Origin of the sequence: Longimicrobium sp., assembly GCF_036387355.1 — a bacterium.
Taxonomy (GTDB): domain Bacteria; phylum Gemmatimonadota; class Gemmatimonadetes; order Longimicrobiales; family Longimicrobiaceae; genus Longimicrobium.
The window spans coordinates 1-6,973 of sequence record NZ_DASVTX010000455.1 but is presented as its reverse complement, the minus strand read 5'-3'; the positions used below and the strand labels follow the sequence as shown (position 1 = coordinate 6,973).

Below are 6,973 nucleotides of genomic sequence, written 5' to 3'. Positions count from 1 at the left end.
CCTCGCGCATTCGGCAACCGGTGAGCGCGATGAATGCGATCAGCGGATAGCTGCATTCGGGTAAGGGGCGAGCTGGTGGAGTCGGTCGGTATGTCCGCGCGGATTCGAGGAGCGCAGCCGTTTGCCAAGGCTCGAACCACTCATCCAGAGGAGGAGATTTCGATGGTTTTACGATGCCGCCGATCGGGTTTGGTCCGTGATAGACACGTTCGCGGATAGCCGCTGTGAACAGGCCGCTGAGCGCCTCCAGGTACTTCCGCTGCGTGGATCCGGAGAGTTTGCCGCCTCGACCATTGGGAAACTCCGTGAGCCAGATCTTGAAGCGGAGCATCTCCCGCGGCGTAATCGTCAGCAGCGGCCTGTCAGCTCCAAAAGAACCGGATCGCGCCCGACTGGAGCCGCGCACCCGTTTCCTTCAGCCAGGTTTGCGTGACCGTTGCTTCTTGCCGCCGGAGTGCGAGGTGCTGAGGGATGAACGCGCCGAGCGTCATCCGTCTCTCCACTCCCAAGACTGCGCGATCTACCTTTGCCTGTTCCAGTTCCTTCACGCGATCGGCGAACACCATCGCCGCAATGGCGGGGCTGGTTGTGCCTAGGCGCTTCAGCGACGCAGGCTCGACGAGAGGTTCGCGCCCGTGCCCGAGTGACGTGAAGTCACCCCACGCTCGTGGGGGACCCTCTCCGTGCCTGCGCCAGTAGATCCTCGCCATCTCTTATCCCTTCTGGTTCGAGATTGGATTCGAGCACCTCCCGACTGGAAAGTCCGCCGCCGCCGGAGCTTACCTCGGGCTTCCTAGTAATGGTATGTAAACTCCGTGGACGCATAGCCGTTGCTGGTCATAGCGTTCGCTATGGCCGGCACCGACCCAGACCTCATCCGCTTCGGAGCGGCGATCCGCACGCTCCGCATGCGACGGCGACTCACTCAGGAGAAGCTTGCCGCACTGTCCCACCTGGACCGGAGCTTCGTCGGTCAGATCGAGCGCGGCGAGACCAACGTCAGCTTCTTGAACATCATGCGGCTCCTGGCTGGGTTGAAGGCCAGCTGGAGCGAACTTGCCGCGTTGCTCGACTGATACCTTCTGCGCGGGTAAGGCAGTGCCCGCCCTTAGCGGCTCCGCGAAGGGTATGTAAACTCCGCACACGATTTCGTCAACGGCCGCGGTCGGCGCTGGTCGGCGACGCGGGGTACCTGTCTTTGAACAAAGACCGTTTCCCGTTCAGCCATCCTTGCCCACCGTGTCTAAACGCAAGATGGGTCGCCGTCCTGCGACCGAGACAGAACCTCGCGCGTACATTCGCTGGATTGGGGGACGCGCGTACGCTGAAATGGGTGGTTGGGCTGCGTGGGGCGGCCGGCGTCAGGAACCGCTACGAGGGCCTGGGGAGAAGTTCGCGACTGACCAGCCCAACACGGCAGCAATCCTCTTTGCATACCGCTTGGCGGAGCTACGCGAGAACCGCGAGGCGGAGGAGAAAGCCGCCGCGGCCGCAGTGTCGGTGCCGACCTCCATCCCGTCGTTTGCCGGCTATCATCTTGCCTGCAAGCAGCACCTGGTAGGTCGCCGCAGACCATCCGGGCGTGAGATCGATCTTCAACGCAGACGCCTCCTCCATGCCGCACGGTTCTTCGGCAACCGGGGCATTCGCGATGTGCGCGAGATCACTCGGGAAAGCGTTGCCGCGTACGCCGAGCATCTTCGGGCGGAGGTGATGAGCGTGCCTGGCCCGACGGGTCGGCGCATCGCTCGTTTGAGTCCGGCAACGCAGCGGAAGTATCTCGGGACGCTGAGCAATATGCTTAAGCGTGCGAAGAGCATGGGGATCATCAAGACCAACTTCGTAGCGGATCTCCTTGAGCGTATCGAGTGAATCAGATGGCCGACTGGTCTCGAGGGCTTCCGGAGTCGTGGACCGTGCCGCGTACAAGCTGGCCCTGAGAGTGGCCCTTTCTTCCTGCGCGCCGGCATCCTAAAATGTTTTCTCTCGTCGGAGCTACGCGCTCTGGTGTGACCCTGCTTCGGATCCTCTGTAATTTGGCCTCCGTGTGGTGTATCCGGCCGTCTCGTGAGTAACCGTGACGTGACATTGGGGAAGTACCGCAACCCGTAGTCAGAACGGGGGATGTTCGACGCCTCTCGCCGGTGTGTCAGCCCCGCGATCCGTTTGAGATAGCACCACCCGGACTTCTTCCATGACCATCTTCAGCCTGCGAAACCGGCTCGTAGACGACTACCGGGCCTACGTCGAGAGTTTCATCGAGATCCGCGACCCGGCGATCCGTGATCGGGTCGGCCAGGAGTTCGGGGGCGGGCTGCTCTGGCCGGAGCCGCTCCTCCAACTCAATCCCTTCTTTGCCCCCGGCGACGACGTGGACACGCTGGTGCGCGAGGGCGTTCTCCACCCGGAATGCGGGCGGATCTTCCGCAAGGACAAGAGTGAGGACGACCCGGAGGGAAAGCCGCTCCGGCTCCACCGGCATCAGTCGGACGCAGTGCGAGTGGCACGCGGCGAACACAACTACGTGCTCACCACCGGCACGGGCTCGGGGAAGAGCCTGGCTTACATGATCCCCATCGTGGACCGCGTGCTGAGGAACGGCACCGGGCACGGCGTGCAGGCCATTGTCGTATACCCCATGAACGCGCTGGCGAATAGCCAGTATGGCGAACTGGAAAAGTTCCTCCGCGCCGGCTATCCCGGTGGGCCACCCGTACGCTTCGAGCGCTACACCGGGCAGGAGGACCAGGCGAAGCGCAGGCAGATTCTAGATGATCCGCCGGATATCCTGCTCACGAATTACGTGATGCTGGAGTTGATCCTCACGCGCGTGAACGACCGCCGGCTCGTGGAATCCGCACGGGATCTGCGCTTCCTGGTGTTGGACGAGTTGCACACCTACCGGGGCCGGCAGGGAGCCGACGTCTCGATGCTCGTCCGGCGCGTTCGTGACCTGTTGGAAGCGGAGCGGCTGCAGTGCGTGGGGACCTCCGCCACACTCGCGGGCGAGGGTGGCTTTGACCAGCAGCGCGCGGAGGTGGCGCTGGTCGCCAGCCAGGTATTCGGCGCCGATGTGCACCCCGAGCATGTCATCGGTGAGACGCTACGGCGCGTTACGCCCGAGTTGGACGTTCACGATCCGGCCGCCACAGGACGGCTCGCAAGCTGTGTGGCGGGCGAGGCGCCTTCCCCCGCCACACGCGAGGAGTTCCTGCGGACTCCGCTGGCGTCCTGGATAGAGACGACTTTCGGGATCGTGGAGAAAGATGGGCGGCTGGTGCGGGCTACCCCGCGCAGCATCGGCGGGGAGAGCGGCGGGGCGGAGCTGCTGAGCAGGCGGACCGGCGTGGACGCGGCGCGGTGCCGCCGTGCCATCGAGCAGGCCCTGCTGGACGGTTTCCGCTTCCGGGATCCGGAGACGGGAAAGCCGGTCTTCGCCTTTCGCCTGCACCAGTTCATCAGCCGGGGCGACACGGTCTACGCCACGCTGGAGGCGCCGGAGGTGCGGCAGGTAGCGCTGCAGGCGCAGCAGTTCGCGCCCAACGACCGCGGCCGCATCCTCCTTCCCCTGGCCTTCTGCCGGGAGTGCGGCCAGGAGTACTACTCGGTCCGCGCCGCCCGGCCGGCGGGCGGCAGTCGGGTGTTCGCCGACCGGGATCCGTCTGACCGGCTGGAAGAGGAGGGGAAGGACCTGGGGTTCCTCTTCGTGGGCGAGGTGAGTGCGCCGGCCGCAGAAGGCGACGCGGCGGACGACACCGGCGGCTACCCGGACGCGGAGCGGATCCGCGTGAGCCTGCTGGGAGTGGAGGACGACGCGGGAACGGCGTGCCTCTTTCTTCCCGCGCCCTTCCGCCGCTGCCTGGGATGCGGGGTGGAGTACAACGCGCGCCAGCGCTCCGACTTCTCCAAGCTGGGGACACTGGGGTCGGAGGGGCGGAGCACGGCGACAACGATCTTGAGCCTCTCGTCCGTGCGCGCGCTGCGTGAAGCGGCCAACCAGGGCGAGTCGCTGGCGGCAAAGCTCCTCTCCTTCACCGACAACCGGCAGGACGCGTCGCTTCAGGCGGGGCACTTCAACGACTTCGTGGAGATCGCCACGCTGCGCGCAGCGCTGTACCGCGCCGTGCTCAAGGCCGGGCCAGACGGCGTTACGCACGAGGAGCTGACGCAGCGGGTGTTCGACGCGCTGGCGCTCCCGTTCGACGCGTACGCGGCGGACCCGGGGGTGCTGTTCCAGGCGGAGCAGCAGACCAAGCGCGCGCTGCGCGAGGTGCTAGGCTACCGGCTATACCGTGACCTGAAGCGCGGGTGGCGGGTGGTGATGCCCAATCTGGAGCAGTCGGGGCTGTTGGAGATCCGCTACCAGTCGCTGAAGGAACTCTGTGAGCACGAACTGAGCTGGCAGCGGCGCCATCCCGCGCTGGCGGAGGCATCGCCCCAGGTGCGGATGGCGGTGGCGCGCACGCTTCTGGATTTCATGCGCCGCGAGCTGGCCATCCGGGTGAACTACCTGGACGCCGGCTTCCAGGAGTCGCTGCGCCAGCTCAGCGGCCAGCGGCTGCGCGCGCCGTGGGCGCTGGATGAGAGTGAAACGCTGGAGTACGCGCGGACGCTGTACCCGCGGCCGTCCTCGCCCGGCGACTGGCGAGGGCACGTCTACCTGTCGCCCCGCAGCGGGTTCGGGCTGTACCTGAAGCGCGCGGAGACACTGCCGCACTGGACGCATCCGCTGAACGAGGAAGCGCGAAAGGAGATCATCCACGACCTGCTGCAGTGCCTGCGGGTGGCCGGGCTGGTGGAGCAGGTAGAGGATCCCAGGCCCGGCGACGTGCCCGGCTACCAGCTCCCGGCTTCCGCGCTACTCTGGGTGGCCGGCGACGGAACGCAGGCGTTCCACGATCCTATCCGCGTCCCCAGCGCGCCGGCCCGGGGCGGGCGCGTGAACCCGTACTTTGTGGAGTTGTACCGCCAGGAAGCCGCCGCGCTGGGGGGACTGGAGGCGCGCGAGCACACAGCGCAGGTCAAGTACGAGAAGCGGCTGGAGCGCGAGTCCGACTTCCGCACCGGAAAGCTGCCCATCCTGTACTGCTCGCCCACGATGGAGCTGGGGGTGGACATTGCGGATCTGAACACCGTGAGCCTGCGCAACGTCCCGCCCACCCCGGCGAACTACGCGCAACGCAGCGGGCGCGCGGGGCGCAGCGGTCAACCCGCGCTGGTGTTTACCTACTGCTCGTCAGGTAGCTCGCACGACCAGTACTTCTTCAAACGCCCGGAGCTGATGGTCTCGGGCGCCGTCACGCCACCGCGTATTGACCTGGCCAACGAGGACCTGGTGCGGTCGCACGTGCACGCGGTGTGGTTGACCGAGGTGGAGCTGGACCTGGGCGGGTCGGTGAAGGACATCCTGGACCTGGAGGACGAAGACCTTCCGCTGGCGGGGTGGGTGCGGGAGAAGGTGGACGACGGGGCGGCAAGGCAGCGCGCGCGCACTCGCGCCGCCGCGGTGCTGGTCAGCATGGGAGAGGAACTGGAGCGCTCGGACTGGTACGGGTCGGGGTGGCTGGACGGCGTGCTGGAGCAGGTGGTGCGCGAGTTCGACACCGCGGTGGATCGCTGGCGCGACCTGTACCGCGCCGCGCGGACGCAGCAGGCGGCGCAGAACGCCGTCGTGCTGGACGTGGCTCGTGCCGAGCGCGAGCGCAACGAGGCGCGGCGGCTGCGCTCCGAGGCTGAGGCGCAGATCAAGCTGCTGACCGGGACCGACGACGGCTTCCAATCCGACTTCTACTCGTACCGCTACTTCGCCAGCGAGGGGTTCCTGCCCGGCTACAACTTCCCGCGCCTTCCGCTCTCGGCGTTCATCCCCGCGCGGCAGGTTCGCGATCGCGACGAGTATCTGCAGCGCCCGAGATTCCTGGCCATCTCGGAGTTCGGGCCGCAGGCGGTGGTTTACCACGAGGGCTCCAAGTATGTCATCAACAAGGTCATCCTTCCCCCGGACGCGGGGGAGGAGCTGACCACCAGCCGGATGAAGCAGTGCGGGCGCTGCGGCTACGCGCACCCGGTGGCGGAAGGCGACGGGCCGGACCTGTGCGAGCAGTGCGGTGAGGCGCTCACGCTGACGCTGCGGCCCCTGTTCCGCCTGCAGAACGTGGCCACCAAGCGGCGCGACCGCATCAACTCCGACGAGGAGGAGCGCTTTCGGCTGGGTTACGAGATCCGCACGGGTGTGCGCTTCGTGGACCACGGGGAGAAGCCGTCGCAGCGGGTGGCGGTGGTGCGCGGGGCGGACGGAGCGGAACTGGGGACGCTGCGCTACGGCCACGCAGCCACCATCTACCGGGTAAACCTGGGGTGGCGGCGGCGCAAGCACGCGCACGTGCACGGCTTCGTGCTAGACGTGGAGCGCGGCTATTGGGAATCCAACGCGGCGCTGGACGAGCAGGGGCGCGAGGACCCGCTCTCGGGGCGGGCCATGCGGGTGATCCCCTTCGTGGAGGACCGCCGCAACGCGCTTATCTTCGAGCCGGCGGCGCCCCTGGGCGCGAAGGTGATGGCGTCGCTGCAGGCGGCGCTCAAGAGCGCCATCCAGATCCACTTTCAGCTGGAGGACCAGGAGCTCGCGGCCGAGCCCCTTCCCGACTGGACGTCGCGCAACCGCATCCTCTTCTTCGAGGCGTCCGAAGGTGGGGCGGGGGTGCTGCGGCGGCTGGTGGATGCGGACGAGGCGGAGCAGCTGTCGGCGGTGGCGCGCCGGGCCTTGGACCTGTGCCACTTCGACCCCGCCACAGGCGTGGACCTGCGTCGCGCACCGCGCGCGACAGAGGACTGCGAGGCAGCCTGCTACAATTGCCTGATGAGTTACGGGAACCAGCTGGACCACGGCGACCTGGACCGCCAGAAGATCCGTGGCCTGCTCCTGGAGCTGGCCACGGCGCGGGTGGAGCCACGGGCGATACCCTCCAGCCGC

General features: G+C 67.0%; 5 protein-coding genes. 3 read left to right on the top strand and 2 right to left on the bottom strand.

What is annotated here, in order from left to right; translation table 11 throughout:
• Both VF665_RS19855 and VF665_RS19850 read right to left on the bottom strand, forming a co-directional pair.
• A partial coding sequence (locus VF665_RS19855; RefSeq protein ID WP_331055203.1) for a hypothetical protein occupies positions 1-331 on the bottom strand: 331 nt, incomplete at its 3' end.
• 31 nt (positions 332-362) lie between these two features.
• A complete protein-coding gene (locus VF665_RS19850; protein ID WP_331055202.1) occupies positions 363-710 on the bottom strand; it encodes a hypothetical protein in 348 nt (115 codons plus the stop codon).
• A 141-nt stretch (positions 711-851) separates the two neighbouring features.
• Between VF665_RS19850 and VF665_RS19845 the strand changes: the two genes are divergently transcribed.
• The 3 genes from VF665_RS19845 to VF665_RS19835 all read left to right on the top strand — a co-directional run.
• The gene (locus VF665_RS19845; RefSeq protein WP_331055201.1) at positions 852-1,076 is read left to right on the top strand and encodes a helix-turn-helix transcriptional regulator; all 225 of its coding nucleotides are present in this window, start codon (positions 852-854) and stop codon (positions 1,074-1,076) included.
• A gap of 364 nt (positions 1,077-1,440) precedes the next feature.
• Positions 1,441-1,872, top strand: coding sequence for a phage integrase SAM-like domain-containing protein (locus tag VF665_RS19840; RefSeq protein WP_331055200.1), 432 nt, complete (start codon positions 1,441-1,443; stop codon positions 1,870-1,872).
• A 322-nt stretch (positions 1,873-2,194) separates the two neighbouring features.
• Positions 2,195-6,973, top strand: a 4,779-nt coding sequence (locus VF665_RS19835) for a DEAD/DEAH box helicase (RefSeq protein ID WP_331055199.1), incomplete at its 3' end; no start/stop codon positions are given.

What these genes read in the sequence shown, in the direction of transcription:
- VF665_RS19850 (WP_331055202.1), bottom strand. Translation starts at nt 710, where the DNA reads ATGGCGAGGATCTACTGGCGCAGGCACGGAGAGGGTCCCCCACGAGCG.
- VF665_RS19845 (WP_331055201.1), top strand. Translation starts at nt 852, where the DNA reads ATGGCCGGCACCGACCCAGACCTCATCCGCTTCGGAGCGGCGATCCGC.